Annotated in this window: 21 protein-coding genes; 13 read left to right on the top strand and 8 right to left on the bottom strand. The window is 66.0% G+C overall.

Annotated features, from left to right (window positions below; translation table 11 throughout):
• Positions 1–26 precede the first annotated feature (26 nt).
• Positions 27–809, top strand: a complete 783-nt coding sequence (locus BKA04_RS01595) for an alpha/beta fold hydrolase (RefSeq protein WP_104094849.1) — start codon at positions 27–29, stop codon at positions 807–809.
• A gap of 134 nt (positions 810–943) precedes the next feature.
• Positions 944–2,239, top strand: coding sequence for an IPT/TIG domain-containing protein (locus tag BKA04_RS01590; RefSeq protein WP_104094848.1), 1,296 nt, complete (start codon positions 944–946; stop codon positions 2,237–2,239).
• 179 nt (positions 2,240–2,418) lie between these two features.
• On the opposite strand, the gene BKA04_RS01585 is transcribed toward BKA04_RS01590, so the two are convergent.
• Positions 2,419–3,129 carry an NADPH-dependent F420 reductase gene (locus BKA04_RS01585; protein WP_198413281.1) on the bottom strand — a complete coding sequence of 237 codons (711 nt, stop codon included), beginning with the start codon at positions 3,127–3,129 and terminating at the stop codon, positions 2,419–2,421.
• 98 nt (positions 3,130–3,227) lie between these two features.
• Between BKA04_RS01585 and msrA the strand changes: the two genes are divergently transcribed.
• The 11 genes from msrA to BKA04_RS01530 all read left to right on the top strand — a co-directional run bounded on the left by msrA (position 3,228) and on the right by BKA04_RS01530 (position 10,623).
• Positions 3,228–3,752, top strand: a complete 525-nt coding sequence (msrA, locus tag BKA04_RS01580) for a peptide-methionine (S)-S-oxide reductase MsrA (RefSeq protein WP_104094847.1) — start codon at positions 3,228–3,230, stop codon at positions 3,750–3,752.
• A 66-nt stretch (positions 3,753–3,818) separates the two neighbouring features.
• On the top strand, positions 3,819–4,151 hold the full coding sequence (locus BKA04_RS01575) for an ArsR/SmtB family transcription factor (RefSeq protein ID WP_104094846.1): 333 nt from the start codon (positions 3,819–3,821) through the stop codon (positions 4,149–4,151).
• Positions 4,152–4,167: 16 nt separating this feature from the next.
• Complete coding sequence (locus BKA04_RS01570) at positions 4,168–4,653, top strand: SRPBCC family protein (protein ID WP_104094845.1); 486 nt, start codon at positions 4,168–4,170, stop codon at positions 4,651–4,653.
• Positions 4,654–4,692: 39 nt separating this feature from the next.
• Entirely contained in the window at positions 4,693–5,361 is a 669-nt protein-coding gene (locus BKA04_RS01565) for a CG0192-related protein (RefSeq protein ID WP_167309629.1), read from the top strand.
• A gap of 56 nt (positions 5,362–5,417) precedes the next feature.
• The gene (locus tag BKA04_RS01560; RefSeq protein WP_104094844.1) at positions 5,418–5,969 is read left to right on the top strand and encodes a DUF1697 domain-containing protein; all 552 of its coding nucleotides are present in this window, start codon (positions 5,418–5,420) and stop codon (positions 5,967–5,969) included.
• A 15-nt stretch (positions 5,970–5,984) separates the two neighbouring features.
• Positions 5,985–6,374, top strand: coding sequence for a VOC family protein (locus tag BKA04_RS01555; protein WP_104094843.1), 390 nt, complete (start codon positions 5,985–5,987; stop codon positions 6,372–6,374).
• Positions 6,375–6,474: 100 nt separating this feature from the next.
• Positions 6,475–7,392 carry a J domain-containing protein gene (locus BKA04_RS01550; protein ID WP_104094842.1) on the top strand — a complete coding sequence of 306 codons (918 nt, stop codon included), beginning with the start codon at positions 6,475–6,477 and terminating at the stop codon, positions 7,390–7,392.
• Between the two features lie 35 nt (positions 7,393–7,427).
• Positions 7,428–8,882 carry a glyceraldehyde-3-phosphate dehydrogenase gene (locus tag BKA04_RS01545; protein ID WP_104094841.1) on the top strand — a complete coding sequence of 485 codons (1,455 nt, stop codon included), beginning with the start codon at positions 7,428–7,430 and terminating at the stop codon, positions 8,880–8,882.
• A 69-nt stretch (positions 8,883–8,951) separates the two neighbouring features.
• Positions 8,952–9,437 (top strand): RNA polymerase sigma factor, encoded by a 486-nt coding sequence (locus BKA04_RS01540; RefSeq protein ID WP_104094840.1) that lies wholly within the window; start codon positions 8,952–8,954, stop codon positions 9,435–9,437.
• A complete protein-coding gene (locus tag BKA04_RS01535; RefSeq protein WP_104094839.1) occupies positions 9,434–10,030 on the top strand; it encodes a methylated-DNA--[protein]-cysteine S-methyltransferase in 597 nt (198 codons plus the stop codon). The genes BKA04_RS01540 and BKA04_RS01535 overlap by 4 nt, the downstream gene beginning before the upstream one ends.
• Complete coding sequence (locus BKA04_RS01530) at positions 10,027–10,623, top strand: DNA-3-methyladenine glycosylase I (protein ID WP_269902552.1); 597 nt, start codon at positions 10,027–10,029, stop codon at positions 10,621–10,623. The genes BKA04_RS01535 and BKA04_RS01530 overlap by 4 nt, the downstream gene beginning before the upstream one ends.
• Here the strand turns inward: BKA04_RS01530 and BKA04_RS01525 are convergent.
• From BKA04_RS01525 to BKA04_RS01495, 7 genes are all read right to left on the bottom strand, one after another.
• Positions 10,620–11,420, bottom strand: a complete 801-nt coding sequence (locus BKA04_RS01525) for a DUF1295 domain-containing protein (RefSeq protein ID WP_104094838.1) — start codon at positions 11,418–11,420, stop codon at positions 10,620–10,622. The two genes, BKA04_RS01530 and BKA04_RS01525, sit on opposite strands and share 4 nt — an antisense overlap.
• 64 nt (positions 11,421–11,484) lie before the next feature.
• Entirely contained in the window at positions 11,485–13,416 is a 1,932-nt protein-coding gene (locus BKA04_RS01520) for an allophanate hydrolase-related protein (RefSeq protein ID WP_104094837.1), read from the bottom strand.
• A complete protein-coding gene (locus BKA04_RS01515) occupies positions 13,413–14,126 on the bottom strand; it encodes a cysteine hydrolase family protein (RefSeq protein ID WP_219818117.1) in 714 nt (237 codons plus the stop codon). Before BKA04_RS01515 ends, BKA04_RS01520 begins: the two co-directional genes overlap by 4 nt.
• 29 nt (positions 14,127–14,155) lie before the next feature.
• Positions 14,156–15,133, bottom strand: a complete 978-nt coding sequence (locus BKA04_RS01510; RefSeq protein WP_104094835.1) for a carbamate kinase — start codon at positions 15,131–15,133, stop codon at positions 14,156–14,158.
• Positions 15,130–16,527, bottom strand: a complete 1,398-nt coding sequence (locus BKA04_RS01505) for a YlbE family protein (RefSeq protein WP_104094834.1) — start codon at positions 16,525–16,527, stop codon at positions 15,130–15,132. The genes BKA04_RS01510 and BKA04_RS01505 overlap by 4 nt, the downstream gene beginning before the upstream one ends.
• Positions 16,524–18,017, bottom strand: a complete 1,494-nt coding sequence (gene fdrA / locus BKA04_RS01500) for an acyl-CoA synthetase FdrA (protein ID WP_104094833.1) — start codon at positions 18,015–18,017, stop codon at positions 16,524–16,526. Before fdrA ends, BKA04_RS01505 begins: the two co-directional genes overlap by 4 nt.
• The gene (locus BKA04_RS01495) at positions 18,014–18,685 is read right to left on the bottom strand and encodes an oxamate carbamoyltransferase subunit AllH family protein (protein ID WP_167309628.1); all 672 of its coding nucleotides are present in this window, start codon (positions 18,683–18,685) and stop codon (positions 18,014–18,016) included. The genes fdrA and BKA04_RS01495 overlap by 4 nt, the downstream gene beginning before the upstream one ends.
• Positions 18,686–18,781 lie beyond the last annotated feature (96 nt).

Here is an 18,781-nt window from a genome sequence, read left to right as displayed (position 1 = left end):
TTCGGCAGGGCTGTTTCGTAGACGTCATGGAACACGTGATGTCGGCCGATGGAACACTGATTGCCACACACGCCGCCGGGGAAGGGCCCGTCGTCGTCATCGTCAACGGCGCATTGTCGACCGCGAAGGATGCCGCAGAGGTAGCAACGGCCTTCGCGAATGCGGGACTGCGAGCGATCACCTACGACCGGCGCGCGCGGGGCGACAGCGGGGACACCTCACCGGCTGAGCCGAGGCGCGAGGTCGAGGATCTCGCCGCAGTCATTGCCGCCGCGGGCGGGACGGCTTCGGTCATCGGGCACTCGTCCGGCGCCGTGCTCGCCCTCTACGCCGCAGGCGAAGGCGTGCCGATGACGCACCTGTTCCTTTCCGAACCGCCGTTCCGCTTCGGAGACACCGACCAGGTGCCGGATCTCGCCGGGCGATTACAGGCTCTGGTCGACGACGGGCGCCAGGCGGATGCCATTGTCACGTTCCAGCGTGAAGCAGTCGGGCTCCCCGAGCAGTTCATCGAACAGTTCAGGGCGACGCCGGAGTTCGACCAGCTCCTGCCGCTGGCTCAGTCCACCGTCTATGACACGCTCGTGACCCAGCGCACCTCCACCCCCACCACCGCCATGGTTGACGTGGAGATGCCCGTGACCATCCTGTGCGGCACTGAGACCATGCCGTTCCTGGCAACCGCTGCACGCAGGCTGGCCGAGACAATGCCGAATGCGGAGTTCCGTGAGGTCCCCGAATCGATCGGGCACCGGATGCATCCGGATGCGACGGCGCGGATCGTCGCTGCCCGCAAACTCGAGGCTTGACGGTGCTCGCGGGAAGGCGCTGTCACCCTATACTGTGAATCATTGTCACCGTAAGCGGTGAACCACCTCGGCGGCTCGACCCGGTGGAAGCGTGCGACTGGAGTACCGTGTCCAACCTAGCCAAGATCGCCCGAATGGGCATTATCGCCGTCGCTTCTGCTCTGGCGCTTGCTTCCGTTCCGCTCGCCGCTCATGCTGCCGATACCCCACCGGACCGCATCATCGCGGGTGGCAACACCGGTTTTAGCGACATCCGGGGCCTTGCGCTCGACCCAGGCGGCACCATCTACGAGTCCGACCGTTCATCGATCCGTATTTTCGCACCGGGCGCGGACGGTGATGCGACCCCGATGCGGGTGATCGCGGGGCCAGCGACGACGATCTCGGCGCTCGAACAGATCGCAGTCGACAGCACTGGTCTCATCTATGTCACCGATACCAATGTGGGTGGCGTACTCGTATTCGCCGCGACCGCAATGGGCGACGTTGCTCCGATCCGGACGATCGCCGGTGCCGCGACCGGACTCATCAGCGTGAGCGGTATCGCGCTCGACTCTGCCGGCAACATCTACGTCAGCGATGTATATTCCAAGTCCATCAAGGTGTTCGCGGCGGGGGCCAGCGGCGACGTCGCCCCGATCCGCACCATCGCCGGGGCGACAACCGGACTCGACTCTCCCTGGGGCCTGGAAGTCGACTCTGACGGCGAGCTTTACGTTGTCAACTACAACTCGCTCGCTGTGACGGTTTATGGCCCAGCGGCGAACGGCGATGCTGCACCGATCCGGACGATTTCCGGCGCTTCCACCGACATGGACCTACCGTACGATGTCGCCATCGATTCGATTGGCGACCTGCTGGTCGCCAATTACAACAGCAGCACGATCAACGTCTATGCCGCGGGAGCCGACGGCGATGTTGCTCCATACCGAAACATTCAGGGGGGCTCGACTCAGGTCAATGGCCCGTTCCCGATTGCGTTGGACGTTGCCGACAATCTGTACGTAGGCAACTGGGACAACAAGAGCATCACGGTCTATGCGTCGCCGATCGCGATCACTGGCGTAACACCGTCATCCGGAACGGCCGGGGCGGAAGTCACCATCACCGGACGTGGGTTCACCGGTGCCACAACTGTCACCTTCGGTGGTGTTGCGGCGTCCTCGGTGACGGTGCTCAATTCGACAACCATCGTTGCTCGTGCGCCAGAAGGCCCGAGTGGAACCGTCGACGTTGTGGTGTCGGATGGCGGCGACGCAGCAACTGCTACTGCTGCGTTCACCTATGCGCCGGTACTCGCGGAAACGGGTACGGACGCCGCATCCGTTGGATTGCTCGCACTGACTCTGATCGGCTTCGGACTCGTGTTGTTCGTGACGAAGCGACGCGGACGCACTCCGGGTGAGCGGCAAGCCACACTCATTCGCTGACCAGGCGCGAGCCGGCGATCTGCCTGCTGATCAGGGTTCCGATTCCTGCGGAGCGAGCATGAGGCCTGCCGTGGGGGTCGAGACGCCGCGCACATCGAGATAGTAGAGCGGACCGAGCAGCATGGCGCCGAGCGCATCGTCTCGATCATCGACGATCTGTTCCTGCCGCTCGTGACCCGCTAGGAGGGATCGGCAGTTCGTGCCCGCGCAACGATGATGCCACGGGCGGACGTGGGGAAGCGATCGAGCATCGCCCGAACCTCCGCAGCGTCGACATCCGAGCCGAACAACTCTGTGTGCGGCTCCATCCGGATGCCCTCGGCGAGTGGTCCGGCGACCACCGGATCGAATCCGAGCGCGTCCACCAGGGCGGCGACGGTCGCGACATCCCCTGGGTCGTCCCCGGCGATCGCCAGCGCTTTGCGGCCGGGCTCACCGGACGGTCTCGCTTCGTCCTCGAGGTCGTGGTAGCCCATGTGGTTGAGTGCCTTGACGACGCGCGACTCCGGCAGGAACGACTGGACGATCTCGCTCGTCGACGTGCGCGGGTCGTCGAAGTCTGCGCGGATGCCGTCCACTTCCCACCAGTAGTTCGTGGCATCGACGACGATCTTGCCGCGCAGCCGGCCGACGGGAAGGGTGGGGTACTTGCCGAGGGGGAGTGCGAGGATCGCGATGTCCGCCCGACCCGCGGCATCGGCCGCGGTGGTGGCCTCGGCGCCGGGGCTCAGGACGTCCACGATGAGGGAGATCCTCGTGGGTGACCCTGAGCCGGCGATCAGTACCCGGTATCCGGCGGCGACGGCGAGCCGCGCCAGCACGGTTCCGACCTTCCCTGCACCCAGGATCCCGATGGTGGTGCTGCCGACCTCGAGACTCATCACCTCCATTGTGCAGCCTTCCCCGCCGTTGGTCGTGCGGTGGCGGGAACAGTTGCGCAGTGCACGGCGTTCTCCCTAGTGTCAAATCAACGCAAGGAGAGAACATCATGGCGCAGACCACCGAAACCGCGATTCTGGCTGGCGGATGCTTCTGGGGCGCCCAGGAGCTTCTGCGGAAGCGCCCGGGCGTGATCTCCACGCGAGTCGGGTATTCAGGGGGTGAGACCCCCAATGCCACCTACCGCAACCACGGCCATCATGCCGAGTCGGTCGAGATCGTCTTCGACCCCTCGACCATCTCGTACCGCGACATCCTGGAGTTCTTCTTCCAGATCCACGACCCGTCGACGAAGGATCGCCAGGGCAACGACATCGGGTCGAGCTATCGCTCGGCGATCTTCTACCTGAGTGACGAGCAGAAGCGGGTCGCACTCGAGACGATCGCCGACGTGGATGCCTCGGGGCTGTGGCCGGGAACGGTCGTCACCGAGGTGACTCCGGCCGGTCCGTTCTGGGAGGCCGAGGAGGAGCACCAGGACTACCTGCAGAAGTACCCGGCCGGATACACCTGCCACTATGTGCGTCCGAACTGGAAGCTTCCGCACCGCGAAAGCCAGCCCGCAGCGAGCTGAGCCGCCTGACGCGCATCGGCGGCCTGGGCTTGACAGGCAGGTCCTGTGCAGCTAACGTACAACCAAATGGTTGTAGAACAGGTGAGCGATACCGATATCGATCGCATCTTCCAGGCGCTGGCGGATGCGACTCGGCGCGACATCGTGCGCCGCGTACTGCAGAGCGAGCAATCGGTGTCCGCTCTCGCGAGCGGCTACGCCATGAGTTTCGCCGCAGTGCAGAAGCACGTCGCAGTGCTCGAGCGTGCCGCGCTCGTCGCGAAAGCGCGGCGGGGGAGGGAGCAACTCGTGCACGGCAACCCGGACGGCCTCCGCAGGGCGCAGCTGATTCTCGACCGGTTCGAGGAACTGTGGCGCCATCGCGCGGCAGGCATCGCCAGCATCCTCGCCGAGGATTGAGAACGAAGGAGTCAGTATGACCAGCATCACCGTGGAGAAGGACCTTGAGGCCCTGACCATGACATTCGTCGCCGAGTTCGACGCACCCGTCGAGCGCGTCTGGCAGGTCTGGGAGGACCCGCGCCAGCTGGAGCGATGGTGGGGCCCTCCCGGATGGCCGGCCACGTTCACCCGTCACGATTTCACCGTGGGCGGCCAGTCCCGTTACTACATGAGCGGACCGGACGGGGAGAAGTCAGGCGGCTGGTGGGAGTTCACCGCCATCGACTCTCCGCACCGCCTCGTCTTCGATGACGGATTCGCCGACGAGAGCGGGGAGCCTCTCCGCGAGAGCATGGTCACGACGATGACCGTCACTCTGGAGACCGTCGACGGACGCACGCGGATGTCGAACCTCGGCCAGTTCACCGACCCGGAGGAGTTCGAGAAGATGCTCGCCATGGGCATGGAGGAGGGCATGCGGCTCGCCGTCGGCCAGATCGATGCGATCCTGGCCGGCTGATTCCGGGCGGGTGGAGCGCGCTGTGGCTAGGCTCGAATCATGGCACTACTGCACCGGGCCGAACTGACCCCATCCAAGACCGAACTCATCGATTCGTGGGCGCCGGGGCAACCGTGGTTCGCCGGGGAACGCGGCGTCGCGTCGGCCAGCGTCGGGGCGTTCCGGTTCGACGACCCGGAGGGCGAGGTCGGCGTCGAAACACTCCTGATTCACGCCGGTGTTGGACCGATCATGCAGATCCCGCTGACCTATCGTGGTGCGCCGCTCGACGGGGCGGAGGCCGCCCTCATCGGCACCATGCAGCATTCTGTGCTCGGGAAGCGCTGGGTCTACGACGGTGCGGCCGATCCGGTGTACATCCTGACAACGGCGACGGCGGCGTTATCCGGCGGACATGAGGCCGCGCTCTTCGTCGACGTCGACGGAGAACGGGTGAAACGGGAGCCGACGGCCATCGTGCACGGCTCTGGGAGTGGTCCGACGGACATCGCCCTTCCTGCAGTGGCGGATGTCTCGGTGCGCAACGAAGGGCAGGTCACGGTCGTCGAGACGACTGCGCTCGTCCTCGCCATCCGGAGAGTGCTCGACGGCTCAGCGGTCGAGCGCCCTGCAGCGCAGACCGGGACCGCCTCGGCTGACGCGTTACTGAGTGGAACCTGGGGCGACATCACCGAGCCGCAGCCGCTCGTGCGCGTCGCCTCCCGCTAGCGTTCCCGGGAGGCTCCGCCATATCCCGGCGGAGGTCGCCGCCGTAGGATTGCGGAATGGCCACGGATGCTCCCGAACGGTTCATCGCACTGCTGCGCGGCGTCAACGTCGGTGGGATCACCGTGAAGAGTGCTGCCCTGTCCGCCGCCTTCGTCGAGGCCGGGTTTCGCAATGTTCGAACGGTTCTCGCAAGCGGCAATGTCGGCTTCGAGCTCGCCGGTGCCGAAGCGGACCTCTCGGCGCTCAAACTGCAGATCGAGGCAGTCCTCGAGCGGGCATTCGGCTACGACGCCTGGATCGTGCTGCGGACGAGAGAAGAGGTGCGACGGATCGCCGACGCCTACCCGTTTGCGCGACGGGATGACATCGAGCACCCCTACGTGGTGTTCTCCTCCAGCCAGGACGTCCTCGACGAGCTGCTCACGGCATCCGGTGAAGCGCGATCCAGCGTCGAGGCGGTGCTTCTGGGAGACGGCGTGCTCTACTGGCGCGTACCCAAAGGCTCTTCGCTCGACACGCCCTTCGCCGGTCTCCTGGCGAAACAGAAGTACAAGCCTCACGTCACGACCCGCAACCTTCGTACCGTCGAGAAGCTCGTGACGGTCTGAACAAAGGAGAAGACAGTGCTCACGACAGTCCATGCATTCAGCGGATTCAGCGTCGACGACCTGGCCGCGGCCAAGACCTTTTACGGAGGCGTTCTCGGTCTTGACGTCAAGGAGGGAGGGATGGGTGCCCTGCAGGTCACGCTTCCCGGCGGACACGAGGTGTTCGTCTACCCGAAAGAGAATCACGAACTGGCCACGTTCACGATCCTCAATTTCGTCGTCACCGACATCGACGCTGCCGTCGACGAGCTCAATGCGGCCGGGGTCACGACCAAGATCTATCGCGACCCCGACTTCAACACGGATGAGAAGGGCATCGCCAGGGGCAGGGCCGCAGGCTACGGCCCCGACATCGCCTGGTTTCGCGACCCTGCGGGCAACGTGCTCTCGGTGCTGTCCGACTGAGCAGCGTCGCGGGCATCCCGCTGACGACCCGACGCCGATTCGGTTATCGTCGTAGGGAGAAGCGCGCGAGCGCACCGCCCACCAGAAACCCCGATTCCGGATGACAGACAGCCCCGCCGCGCCGACGCCGTACGAGGTCCTCGGCGTCGCAGCACAGGCCAGCCAGGCGGACTTGCGGCGCGCGTACCGACGGCTTCTGAGGCAGACCCATCCGGACACCGCGGGCGACCCTGCCCGCTTCAATGCCGTCCAGCAGGCGTGGGCGCGCATCGGCGATGCGGAGTCGCGCCGGAAGTGGGACTCGGGACACCAGTCGTCGGGAGTCTCGCGCTCGAACGATGGTGGCGAGGCTCCCTCGGTTCCCAGGCGTTCGCCCGGCTCGGGGTCTGCGGTCAAGGCCCGGTCGTATGGACACCCTGGTGGACACGCACGGGAGCGATTCCTCGTCCTCATGCGGGAGTGGGCCGGCCGTGGGGCCGAACTGGCAGACCCGTACGATGAAGCACTCGTCCGGTCGGCGCCCAGGGAGATCCGACGCCTTCTCGCGGATGCCCTCGCACAGGAGTCGACCGCACGTGCCGTGTCCGGTCTCGGTATCGGTTATACGATCTGGAGCGCTGTTGCGACACAGCGCGGCACCCTCGACCATGTCATCCTGGGGCCCGCAGGGCTCTTCGCCGTCAGTTCGGCGGACTGGGGGAGCGACGTGCGCCTCGTGCGGGGCGAGCTCGTCGGTGACGGGATCCCGGCCGGCGACCAGCCGGTCCGCTCGCTGGCCAGGGCGGCTCGGTCGCTGGGGCGCACCGCGAGAGTTCGCCTCACCGCGACGCTCGTCGTCGTGCCCGATGACGCCATCACCGAGCCGATCACCCGCATCGGCAGGAAGAACGACGCAGCCATCGTGCGGCGTTCGCTCCTGCCCATGGTCCTGCGCGATGGGCTGGGAGGGCAGAGGCTCAGCATCGAGGACGTCTTCGACGTTCGAAGCAGGCTGCAGCACAGCATCCGCTTCGTGTGAGCGACCCGCTCGAGACGGCTCGATAGAATCAGGTCGTGACTCAAAACCTCACGACAGAACACGACAGGTGGAACTCCCGGCAGGCTCTCGCTGAGGCGATGATCCCGCTCATCGGAAAGCTCTACCGGGAACACGGCGTCGTCACCTCGATCTACGGTCGGCGGCTCATCAACCAGTCCCCGGTGGACATCCTCAAGGCCCATCGGTTCGCGCGCAAGATCAACGAGACGGACCTGCCGATCGAGGAGACCTTCCCGATGCTCGAGGCGCTCTCCGCCCTGGCGCCTTCGTCGGCATCCGTCGATCTCGCCAAACTCGTCGTGCGGTATCGGGACGACGACCGCGAGCTCGACGCATTCCTCAGGGACGAACTCGCCCCCGCGGTGAACCAGGAACCCGGACAGGGGGCGCGAACGGATGTCGTGCTCTATGGGTTCGGGCGGATCGGGCGCCTGCTCGCCCGCATCCTCATCGCGCACGCGGGAAACGGGGAGGGCCTTCGGTTGCGCGCCGTCGTCGTGCGGAAGGGCTCTGAGGACGACCTCATGAAGCGTGCGAGCCTGTTGCGCCGCGACTCGATCCACGGGCCCTTCGACGGGACCATCACGGTGGATCTCGAGAACAACACGATCCTTGCCAACGGAACCCTCATCCAGTTCATCTATTCCGACGACCCGTCGACCGTGGACTACGAGAAGTACGGGATTCACGACGCGATCGTCGTGGACAACACCGGTCGATGGCGCGACAGGGACGGCCTCGGCCAGCACCTGAAGAGCAAGGGCGTCTCCCGCGTCCTGCTGACCGCCCCGGGCAAGGGCGACGTCAAGAACATCGTGCACGGGATCAATCACGACACCGTCACCCAGGCCGATGAGATCATCTCGGCCGCATCCTGCACCACGAACGCCATCGTTCCGGTGCTCAAGGCGATCCAGGACAAGTACGGGATAGCCCACGGACACGTCGAGACCGTGCACTCGTACACGAACGACCAGAACCTTACCGACAATTTCCACAAGGGGAACCGCCGCGGCCGATCCGCCCCCATGAACATGGTCATCACCGAGACCGGTGCCGCCCAGGCCGTCGCGAAGGCCATCCCGGAGCTCGCCGGGAAGCTCACCGGGAACGCCATCCGCGTGCCGACGCCCAATGTGTCCATGGCCATCCTGAACCTGAACCTCGACCGCGAGGCACCCGTCACGGAGGTCAACTCCTACCTTCGCGGGCTCTCGCTCGACTCCGCGCTGCAGCAGCAGATCGATTTCATCGACTCGCCGGAAGTCGTCTCCTCGGATTTCGTGGGCTCCCATCGCGCGGGAATCGTCGACGGACTCGCGACCATCAGCTCGGGGACGAACCTGGTGCTCTACGTCTGGTACGACAACGAATACGGGTACAGCAGCCAGGTCGTCCGGGTCCTCGAGCACATGGCTGCCACGCACCCGCAGGTCTTTCCGACGCGGACGCTCGTCTCGGAGGTGTGATCGGATGCGCCGGGCGACATTCGTGCCGCGGCGACCTCACGTTTCCAGCCCGGGCGCCGTTAGCCGATTATGAGACCGTTCGAGTCGATCGTCGCAGAGCATGGTGCGCGGGTGTTGCGCGTGTGCCGAGCGGTGGTCGGCCCGATCGATGCGGACGATGCGTGGTCTGAGACGTTCCTGGCTGCGCTCCGGGCCTACCCGGACCTGCGACCGGATTCGGACGTTGGGGCATGGCTCGTGACGATCGCCCATCGCAAGGCCATCGACGTCCTTCGCGGGCGGTCACGGGCCCCTTTGCCGGTCGGCGACCTGCCGGACGCCCAGAGCAGGATCGGCATTCCGGATGACGACGGCCGGGAACTGTGGTCGGCCGTTGCGGCGCTGCCGGACCGGCAGCGGCTCGCCTTGGCCTACCACTACCTCGGCGGTATGCCCCACGCCATTACCGCCGAACTCATCGGAGGCTCCGTGGAGTCGGTGCGACGCGCCGCCTCCGACGGAATCGCCGCACTTCGAATGGTCTACCGGCCCACTCACGAACGGAGCACATCATGACCACGATCCTCGACGACCTCTCCCGGGTCGATTCCGACCACCTCGACGAACTGCACACCGCCCTCGCAGCCGCAGCAACCCGTGACGAACTGCTGGATGTCGCCTACCGCACCGTCGACTCGCCCGTCGGCGCGCTTCTCCTCGCCGCCACGCAGAAGGGCATCGTGCGGGTGGCGTTCGAGGGCGAGGACCACGAGGCGGTCCTGGATGTCCTCTCGACGCGGCTGAGTCCGCGCATCCTGCTCGCCCCGGCTCGGCTGGACGCCGCGGCGAGGGAGCTCGACGAATACTTCGCCGGCCGTCGGACCAGCTTCGACCTGCCCCTCGACTTCAGCCTCTCTGGCGGGTTCCGCCTCACGGTGCTCGATCATCTGCGCTCGATCGCCTACGGGCATACCGAGAGCTACAGCGAAGTCGCGAGTGCGGCGGGCAGCCCCAGGGCGGTACGGGCGGTGGGGTCGGCGTGTGCCACGAACCCGTTGCCGGTCATCGTGCCCTGTCACCGCGTTCTGCGCTCCGATGGTTCGCTCGGAGGGTATCTCGGCGGACTCGATGCGAAGCGCGCGCTTCTGGCCATGGAGGCGGCGGCGTGACGATCGTGGTGGGCGACGACGGTCTGGCCAGGCCGGTCTGGGCGTCCTCGGATCCGATGTTGCGCGAGTACTACGACATCGAGTGGGGCATGCCGGTGCGCGACGAGCGCGGACTGTTCGAGCGACTGAGTCTGGAGGCGTTCCAGTCGGGCCTCTCCTGGTCGACGATCCTGCGCAAGCGGCCCGCGTTCCGCATCGCGTTCGCCGAGTTCGAACCGGATGCCGTGGCCGCCTTCACCGAGAAGGACGTCGAGCGTCTGCTCGGTGACGCCGGCATCGTGCGCAACCGGGCCAAGATCCTGGCGACGATCGCGAACGCGGCGGCGACCATCCAACTGCGGGAGGACGTCGGCCTCGTCGACTTCATCTGGTCGTTCCAGCCGTCCGCGACGCCGGTTCCGGGTCCGGGGGAGCCCGTCATCACGCAGTCGGCAGAGTCGCTGGCTCTCTCCAAAGCGCTCAGAAAGCGCGGATTCGTGTTCGTGGGGCCGACGACGATGTATGCGCTCATGGAGGCGATCGGCATGGTCGACGCGCATCCGGTGGGCAGCCACCGCCGCGGAAGTTCCGGCGTGTGGACGGGGCGCGTTTAGGCCCTGACCCTGGGGAACCACGGAATGATCGGCGAGACTCGCGCCTGGTATTCCGCGTACTCCGGATGCTTCGATCGGGTGATCGACTCCGTGAAGAAGGTGGATCCGATGAACAACAGCGAGAGCAGGAATGCGCCGATGACCGTCCAGGGGATTCCACCGAGCGCGAGGATGCCGAACACCGCGATCATCCACCACTGGGCCTGTTCGAAGAAGAAGTTCGGATGCCGTGAAACGCGGAAGAGTCCGCCCGTCAGGAACTGCGCTTCGGGAGCTTCGCCCTTCGCCGCGCGCTCTGCCTTGCGCCGGTGGAAGTTCCACTGCTGCTGGTCTGCGATCGTCTCACCGGCCAGGAACAGGAGGAAGAGGATGGCGACGATCGCATCCAGAACCCCGAACGGCCGGGGATGCTCCAGCGTCGTCAGTGCGGGAAGTGTGATGAGCACGAGCAGCAGGTTCTGGAAGATCACGATGAAGAAAAGGTTGAACGCCTGGAACGCAGCGGGCCGCATCCGGCCGCGCAGGACCGCCCAACGGTAGTCCTCGGTGCCGGAGTATCCGCCTTTGCGCGCGAAGTTGAAGGTCAGTCGTGCACCCCAGAGTGTGACGAGCACGGCCATCACGGTGAGACGTGCGTCGGCGAGGCCGGCATGGGCGGCGAACACCCACACGTAGCAGACCGGGGCGATCGACCAGATCCGGTCCACCCACGATGTGTCCTTCGTCAGGAGCGATGCGATCCAGCAGAACGCGCTGACCGCGATGCCGATCGAGACGACGAGAGTCAAAGCGCTCATGGAAGCATCGTATCCGGAGCGCGGAAGGGCGGCCCCGAACTCCCCGGGGCCGCCCTCACGGCGTCTAGGCGGAAGTGTGTTTCCGCCAGCTACCGTCCTTGATCTCTGGGTGCTTCTTCGCGAGATCCTCGTCGTAGAGGATGCCGGGAACGACGCTCCCGTCCTCCAGTTCGACCGCACCGCGGTGCAGTCCAGCCGGTTCTCCTTCGATGACGTGGAGGAGCACGTCGATTGGCAGGGTGTAGAGCTCGCCCTCGACGGCGACGCCGTCCGATTCCACCTCGTACATGCCCGGGTGAACTCCGCCGATGTCATGCATCCGATACTTTGGAGCTGTCCTGGTCTCCTTCACAAGTTCTGCGCCGTCGAGGTTCGAGTGCAACCCGAGGCCGCGCATGAGTGTTCCGTTGACGAACAGCAGGTCATCCTGCAGCGTGACCGTCTTGTCGTTCCTGCCGGCCCAGCCGAAGCCCAGCAACAGGATGGCCAAGAACGCATAGCCCAGGGAGACCCCCGGCGATGCGTTGACGCCGACCGCGACCGCGTTGATCAGGCCGAAGAACGACAGCACGGCACAGATTCCCGACGTGATCGCCGCGGCGTACATCTTGTGGTCGATCACGAACACCGTGATCGCGCCGAGCAGGATGCCCACGAGGACTGCCCCTGACCCGAACAACTGCAGGCCCTGGTAGATGACGCCGTTCCCGGCGAGGTTGTCGAAACCGACCTTCGCCGCGTTCGTGCCTGCGGCTCCGAGCGAATTGTCGATCAGGCCGGATGCCCACTGTGCGAGGCTCGGCAGCATCGCGAGGATGATCGCCGGTGCGTAGCGAAGTGCGCTCACGCTCGTCGCCTGTGCACCGATCACGAGACCGATGTACAGCAGGATCGGCACGAGCGCCTGCATCGGGAAGATCCCGAGGAACAGGCCCACAAGGCCGCTGAAGCACACCACGGCGACCACTATTCCCGTGACGAGTGAGTAGCCGATACGACCGCCGACCGCCTTCCACCCTGGGTGGCCGATGTAGACGGCCGGGGGGAATGGCGAGCCGAGGAAGGAACCGACGATGGCGCCGAGACCGTCCGCGGTCAGGATCTGGCGAGCGGAGTAACGGTCGCCTGCTGCTGCGGCCGACTCGATGTTCGTCATCGCCTCAGTGAAGTTGTAGATGCCGAGGGGGATGGCGGTGGCGAGCAATGGCGCGATGTCCTGAAGGCCTCCGATGACATCGCCCGTCGGGAACGGAAGATGCAGCCCGAGCGTGGCGATCGACTCCGCGACGGCGCTCGGCTTCAGGATGTTCGACCATCCCGCAAGCACGGCGATCCAGGCGATGACGGTCCCCGCGATGACGGCGATGAGTCCGACCGGAATGCCGAGCGGCATCCTCTTGAATGCGAGCCATCCGACGAGGATGAAGCCGAAGGTGACGAAGGCGATCCAGGGCGCCTCCCACATCTGGGCGGCAGGGCTCATCGAGATGAACGTCAGCGAGATACCGGCGAGTGCACCGAGCATCGCGGCACGCGGCGTCCACTTGCGGATCCACGGGCCGAAGATCGCGCCGAGCAGGATGATGCATCCGACGATGAATGCCCAGGCAAGGCCTGCCCGCCATGCCTTGATCGGGTCGTTCGACTGGATGTACACGGGGAGCATGACCACGAGAACGACGATGAACATGTGGGGGACCGACGGGCCGTACGGCAGCGCCGCGACGTCCGAGCGGTTCTCACGCCGGGCAAGTCGCCTGGCGAGGATCGCGTACCATATGTTGCCGAGGGGAAGCGCGATGCCGAGTGCGGGAAGCACCCGACCGTACACGACGTCATCCGGCATGTGCACGACGGCCAGACAGAGGCCGGAGAGCACGATCACATTCAGCAGGACGTTCGTTCCGAGCCCGAAGAGCCCGTTCCAGTCGCCCTTGACCCACCACTTGATCTGCGTCGGTGCAGAGGCGGGGGCCTGGGTGGAGGTACTACTCATTTGCTTTCTCCAATCTCGGGGATTGCTGCATCGACGGCCGTCAGGAGGTCCGTCGAAGTACCGACCCAGCCGACGATTCCGCCCTGGGCCTTGAACATGTGGAGCGCTGACTCGTAGAACTCGGGAAAGTACGATCCGGTGCAGTCGGAGAGGATGAGGCAGTCGAAACCGCGGTCGTTCGCCTCGCGGGCTGTCGACTGGACGCACACCTCCGTGGTGACTCCGGTGAGGATGAGGTGGGTGATGCCGCCTGCTCGCAAGATCGTCTCCAGGTCGGTGCCGTAGAACGCGCCCTTTCCGGGCTTGTCGAGGACCACTTCGCCCTCTATCGGGTACAGCTCCGGAATGATGTCGTGCCCTTTCGAACCGCGCGTGAGAAGTCGACCCATCGGGCCGATATCGCCGATGCGGAGGGTGGGGTTCCCGCGATCCCGCTTCGACGGGAACAGGTCGCTGAGATCTTCGCGGTGGCCTTCACGCGTGTGGATGACCATCCAGTCCTGCTCGCGGAAGCAGTCGAGCACTTTTCGGGTCGGAGCGATCGCTCCACGGAGGGTCGACACGTCGTTGCCGAGGGACTCACCGAACCCTCCGGCTTCCACGAAGTCGCGCTGGAAATCGATGCACAGGAGAGCCACTCTGGTCGGATCGAACGTGAACTCGTATGGCTCGGCCGGCACTCGGATCTCCGCGTTCTTGGTCTCTTTCACTTCCATCCCTTCACTGGTTCCAGCGACACTCAGCCATCGGCTGTGACGATTGTCCCGTCGGTGCCCGCGAGGGCGCCCGACAGTTTTCCGATCGAGGTGATCACGGCCCTCCCGCCTCCACCCTCGACGAAATCGATCGCGGACTGCACCTTGGGCCCCATGGACCCGGCGGGGAACTGGCCGCTCGCGAGGTGTGAGCGAAGCTCCTCGATCCCCACATTCCGCAATGCTCGCCGGCCGGGGGAGTTGAAGTCGACGTACACCTCGTCGACTCCCGTGACGAGGACGAGCGTCTCCACGTCGATCTCGGTGGCCAGCAGTGCCGATGCGCGGTCCTTGTCGATCACAGCATCGACGGCGCGCCATCCGCTCTTCTCCCTCACGACCGGGATGCCGCCGCCGCCCGCGGCGATGACGATGGCGTCCGTTCCGACGAGGGCGCGGATCTGTTCAGACTCGATAATCGTGCGCGGACGGGGGCTAGCAACAACCCTCCGGTAGTTGTCCTCTGCCACCTCGGTCACGATCCAGCCCTCTTCTGCGACGCGCCTCCTGGCGACCTCGGCGGTCAACTGGCCGCCGATCGGCTTCGTCGGAGCGCTGAAAGCAGGGTCGTCGATGTCCACTTCGGCGTGAGTGAGAACGGCAACCGCCCTGTTCTCCAGCCCACGACGCTGCACTGCGGAGTCGATGGCCAGGGCCAGCATGTGGCCGATGCCGCCCTGGGAGTCGGCGACGGCCAGCCAGAGTGGGAGCGCCGGGAGGCCCTCAATGGTGGCATCCGGGGCGACGAGCTCCCCTCGGCGGAGGATGTACCCGACCTGCGGGCCGTTGCCATGGGTCACGACGACCGTCCAGCCGCCCTCGACGAGTTCTGCGATGGACTCTGCGAAATCAGCTGCACGGTCGAGCTGGCGCTCCACGGAGCCGGCCTCACCGTCGAGTACGAGCGCATTGCCACCGACCGCGATGAGGACGGTTCCAGATGTCGTTGTGCGGGCACTCATGAGATGTCCCGCTTTTCGGCGAGCGAGCGCGCTGCTTTGAGGAAGACCTCCGGCGGGGCGGTCACGATGCCGGCGCCGATCTGGCCGACGCCCGCCTGCTTGTGGGCGATGCCGGTGTTGATGAGCGGCAGGACACCCGTGTCGAGGACCTTCAGGACGTCGATGCCGGATGGCGTGCCCGCGAAGTTCAGGGGAGGGAGCGGAAATGCCGGGTGCGGCCTCATGGTGATGCGCCGCATCGAGCGGGTCGCGACGAGCGCATCGTCCGGATTCCCACCGACGAACTGTGTGATGGCGGGGGAGGCGGCCATGGCGAACCCTCCGAGGCCGAGCGTCTCGGTGATGGCGGAGTCGCCGAGATCCGGGTTCGCGTCCTCCGGGCCGTAGCCCGGGAAGAAGAGCCCGTCCGCGGGGCCGACGGGTGTCGTGAACCACTCGTCGCCGGTGCCGGCGACACGCAGTCCGAATTCGACCCCATTGCGGGCCATCGCTGTCACGAGCGTCGAGTTCTCGACACCGAGGGCGACATCCATCGAGAGCTTAGCGGACGCCATCGAGACGTTGAGGGCGAAGTGATCATTGCCCGCGAGGAAGTCGAGAACCTCGACTGCTGCGGAGTTCGGCTCGAGCGCGGCGATCGTCGGCGCGAGCCTCCTCGTGAGCAGGGATGTCGCGGCGACGTTGCGGTTGTGCCCTTCGTCGCCCATCGACAAGGCCTGTCCGATGAGGGAGGTGATGTCGATAGACCCCAAGGCCTGCATGGCCCGATCGAGGACCGGCCCGAGCACATCCCGCATCCAGGTCAGCCGGTTGATGACCTCGTCGTCGAATGCACCGAACCGGAGGACCTTCCCCAGTCCTTCATTGAGTGAGGCGAATGCTACGCGACCATCGTTCGGATCGGTCGCGACGAACACAGGCATCGACGGCGCGATGACGCCTGCCATCGGGCCGACAGCCTGGTGGTGATGGCACGGTTCGACTGAGATCTCGCCTGCATCGAGCATGGCCTCCGCCCTGTCAGGGTCGTCAGCCCACCCTTCGAACAGGGTCGCACCGATGAGCGCACCGCGCATGGGCCCGCACATGCGCTCCCACTCGATCGGCGGGCCGGCGTGCAGCAGGATCCGCCCCTCGCCGATGCCGGGGACGACATCCCGTGCCGGCCGGATGCGCGTCAGTTGCGGGCGAACGGACTGCACGGCGGTGATGGCACGCTCGTTCGCCTCCGTCGTCGTCTCGTTTTCGAGCGCGAGCGCGCGTCGCGCGATGTCAGCATCGCCGAACGCGGGCGGGCGCCAGTCGAGCTGGACGACATCCGCCGTTGGGACACCCTCGACGAGGAGAGGCAGTCCGACATTGATGACGCGCAAGGGGCCGTCGAGGATGGTCATGATGCCGAAGCTCCCGCCTGTTGTGTCGCGACGAATCTGACCGCTGAAGCGTTGGTCTCGGCGAGGATGATACCGGCGTCGCGGAGGATGTTGCGCTGGCGTTCGATTCCCTGCGGATCTCCGGCCGTCCCGCAGACCGAGGCGACGAACTCGAGGCGACGCCCGTCGGCTTCTGCGATCCTCCTGGCTTCCTGCGCGGATTCTGCGACCGGGCTCGCGGGGTCGGCGTTCGCACCGTAGCCGAGCACGACATCCATGAGGATGATCCCCACCGACGCATCCGATCCTGCTGCGACGATCCTCTCGGCACGCGCGCCCGGATCGATCATCGGATGCGGTTTGCCCGCCGTGTACTGGTCGTCGCCCAAGTCGAGGACCTCGCACTCGACGTGCGCGCGTTTCAAGAGGATCTTCGCCTCGGACGCGAGGGTTCCACCGGTATAGAGCCCCAGGACGCGGCCGGTGACGGGGTCGATCGACGCCAGATCGGTGATGTCGAGGTCGTGGCCCGCGAGCCGCGCCGCGGCGATCGCACCGCCCTCGAGAGTGCCGCGGATGACGACGCCGGTCGATGGGTCATCCGAGTCCGCCATGCCCAGGAAGCACGCGACGACGGGCTTCCCTCCGCGGGAGATCTCCGCGAGCCTGGCGAGAAGCGCATCAGCCACCTCGTCCGCAGGGGGCTTCGAGACGAGGATGATGGCCTCGGTCCCCTGGTCGGCCGCAAGACGGTCCACGGCGAAGCGGGCCATGATCCCGCCGACCTCTGCGGAGAGATCCCGGCCACCCAGTCCGATCAGCTGTGAGACGCCCACTCCCGCGAGATCGAGCAGACGCGACACCTCTTGGGCGCCTGTACCGGACGCGGCGACCATGCCGACCGTTCCGCGTGTGACGACGTTGGCGAACCCAAGAGGCACTCCGTCGAGGATGGCCGTGCCGCAGTCTGGCCCCATGAACAGCAGCCCGCGGTCTGCGGCGAGCTTCTTCAGGCGCACCTCGTCGTCGAGCGGCACATTGTCGGAGAAGCAGAACACATTGAGACCCGCGCGTAGCGACTGCTCCGCGACCACGGGAGCGTAGGTGCCGGAGATCGAGATGGTGGCAAGATTCGGCGGGGAATCCGGGGCACTCGTGAGCGCCGCCGCCATCCCCTCACTCACGGTGCCGGGCTTCTGCTCCTCTGTCTGCCCGCTGCTCTCGACCGCCGTCAGGCTCGCCTCGGCCGCATCCAGCGCTTCCTGTGCTATGTCGGCGGTATCGCCGCGTACGACGAAGACCAGGTCGTCCGGCACCGCGTCGAGGTTGGCTGGGAGCATGTCGGAGTCCGCGAGGATGCCGAGGTTGGCAGGTGTCGCCATGACCGCGCCCACGCGGTGGACGCCGTCGCGTTTCTCGGTGGCGGAGGCGATGGCCATGAGCGCGACGGAGTCGCGGTAGAAGTGGTGCAGCACTCGGCTGTTCAGTACCGAATCGGGCGGCTGGTTCATGCGGCGCTTTCGTTGGGGCGGCTTTGGATGCTGGCGGCGACGGTCGCGGTGAGCCCGGTGAGCAGGTCAATTCCGGAGGACGCGCCCCAGGTCGACGCGCGCTCGATGACGGAGACTGCCGGCTCGCAGCCGGCGATCGCGGCGACGAGGTCGTGGACGTGTTCCCCGAACCTGCCTTCGATTGCGGCATGCAAGTAGTGGCGGGAGGCTGAGGTCGTTCTGGAGGTCAGCGGGCGAAGTCGCCGCCCCATCGACACCCACTCTGCCCGCAGCCCGAGAGCGCGAAGTCCGGCGAGCGCACCGACGATCATGTCGTCGCCCGTTGGAGTCGTCCCAGGACCGGCGCCGACGATGGAGCGCAGGAGGGTGGGCGCGGTCGGTCGGCCGAGAGCCTCCGCTGCGAGGTGTGCGGCCTGTCGTCGAATCGGGTAGGCCGAGGAGGAGGGGGATAGCTCATCGGAGTCCTCGTCCTCCAGCATGTGTTGCAGAGGGAGTAAGCCTGCAGCGTCCAGCGAAACCACATCGAGTCGGAGGTCGACGCGATCCACGACGACGGACGCCTCGGTCCAGCCGGTCAGGTCAAGCGGAACACCTTCGCGAAGAATGCCGAGGGCGAGGTCGCGGACTCGCGGAAAATCGTGCTCATCCAGGCAAATCCCGTCTGGCATCAAACCCGCCGATTCCCGTGTGACGATCACCTGTCGTGACGGAGCCTGGCCGGGATGCAGCGCGCTGAGGACGAGCGCTGATTGTCCGACATGGAC

Origin of the sequence: Terrimesophilobacter mesophilus (assembly GCF_014200375.1) — a bacterium.
Lineage (GTDB): Bacteria > Actinomycetota > Actinomycetes > Actinomycetales > Microbacteriaceae > Terrimesophilobacter > Terrimesophilobacter mesophilus.
Note: the sequence above shows the minus strand (reverse complement) of the source record. Positions and strands in the feature narration are given on the sequence as shown.

What these genes read in the sequence shown, in the direction of transcription:
- BKA04_RS01595 (WP_104094849.1), top strand. Translation starts at nt 27, where the DNA reads ATGGAACACGTGATGTCGGCCGATGGAACACTGATTGCCACACACGCC.
- BKA04_RS01590 (WP_104094848.1), top strand. Translation starts at nt 944, where the DNA reads ATGGGCATTATCGCCGTCGCTTCTGCTCTGGCGCTTGCTTCCGTTCCG.
- BKA04_RS01585 (WP_198413281.1), bottom strand. Translation starts at nt 3,129, where the DNA reads ATGGAGGTGATGAGTCTCGAGGTCGGCAGCACCACCATCGGGATCCTG.
- msrA (WP_104094847.1), top strand. Translation starts at nt 3,228, where the DNA reads ATGGCGCAGACCACCGAAACCGCGATTCTGGCTGGCGGATGCTTCTGG.
- BKA04_RS01575 (WP_104094846.1), top strand. Translation starts at nt 3,819, where the DNA reads ATGGTTGTAGAACAGGTGAGCGATACCGATATCGATCGCATCTTCCAG.
- BKA04_RS01570 (WP_104094845.1), top strand. Translation starts at nt 4,168, where the DNA reads ATGACCAGCATCACCGTGGAGAAGGACCTTGAGGCCCTGACCATGACA.
- BKA04_RS01565 (WP_167309629.1), top strand. Translation starts at nt 4,693, where the DNA reads ATGGCACTACTGCACCGGGCCGAACTGACCCCATCCAAGACCGAACTC.
- BKA04_RS01560 (WP_104094844.1), top strand. Translation starts at nt 5,418, where the DNA reads ATGGCCACGGATGCTCCCGAACGGTTCATCGCACTGCTGCGCGGCGTC.
- BKA04_RS01550 (WP_104094842.1), top strand. Translation starts at nt 6,475, where the DNA reads ATGACAGACAGCCCCGCCGCGCCGACGCCGTACGAGGTCCTCGGCGTC.
- BKA04_RS01540 (WP_104094840.1), top strand. Translation starts at nt 8,952, where the DNA reads ATGAGACCGTTCGAGTCGATCGTCGCAGAGCATGGTGCGCGGGTGTTG.
- BKA04_RS01535 (WP_104094839.1), top strand. Translation starts at nt 9,434, where the DNA reads ATGACCACGATCCTCGACGACCTCTCCCGGGTCGATTCCGACCACCTC.
- BKA04_RS01525 (WP_104094838.1), bottom strand. Translation starts at nt 11,420, where the DNA reads ATGAGCGCTTTGACTCTCGTCGTCTCGATCGGCATCGCGGTCAGCGCG.
- BKA04_RS01520 (WP_104094837.1), bottom strand. Translation starts at nt 13,416, where the DNA reads ATGAGTAGTACCTCCACCCAGGCCCCCGCCTCTGCACCGACGCAGATC.
- BKA04_RS01510 (WP_104094835.1), bottom strand. Translation starts at nt 15,133, where the DNA reads ATGAGTGCCCGCACAACGACATCTGGAACCGTCCTCATCGCGGTCGGT.
- BKA04_RS01505 (WP_104094834.1), bottom strand. Translation starts at nt 16,527, where the DNA reads ATGACCATCCTCGACGGCCCCTTGCGCGTCATCAATGTCGGACTGCCT.
- fdrA (WP_104094833.1), bottom strand. Translation starts at nt 18,017, where the DNA reads ATGAACCAGCCGCCCGATTCGGTACTGAACAGCCGAGTGCTGCACCAC.
- BKA04_RS01495 (WP_167309628.1), bottom strand. Translation starts at nt 18,685, where the DNA reads ATGCCAGACGGGATTTGCCTGGATGAGCACGATTTTCCGCGAGTCCGC.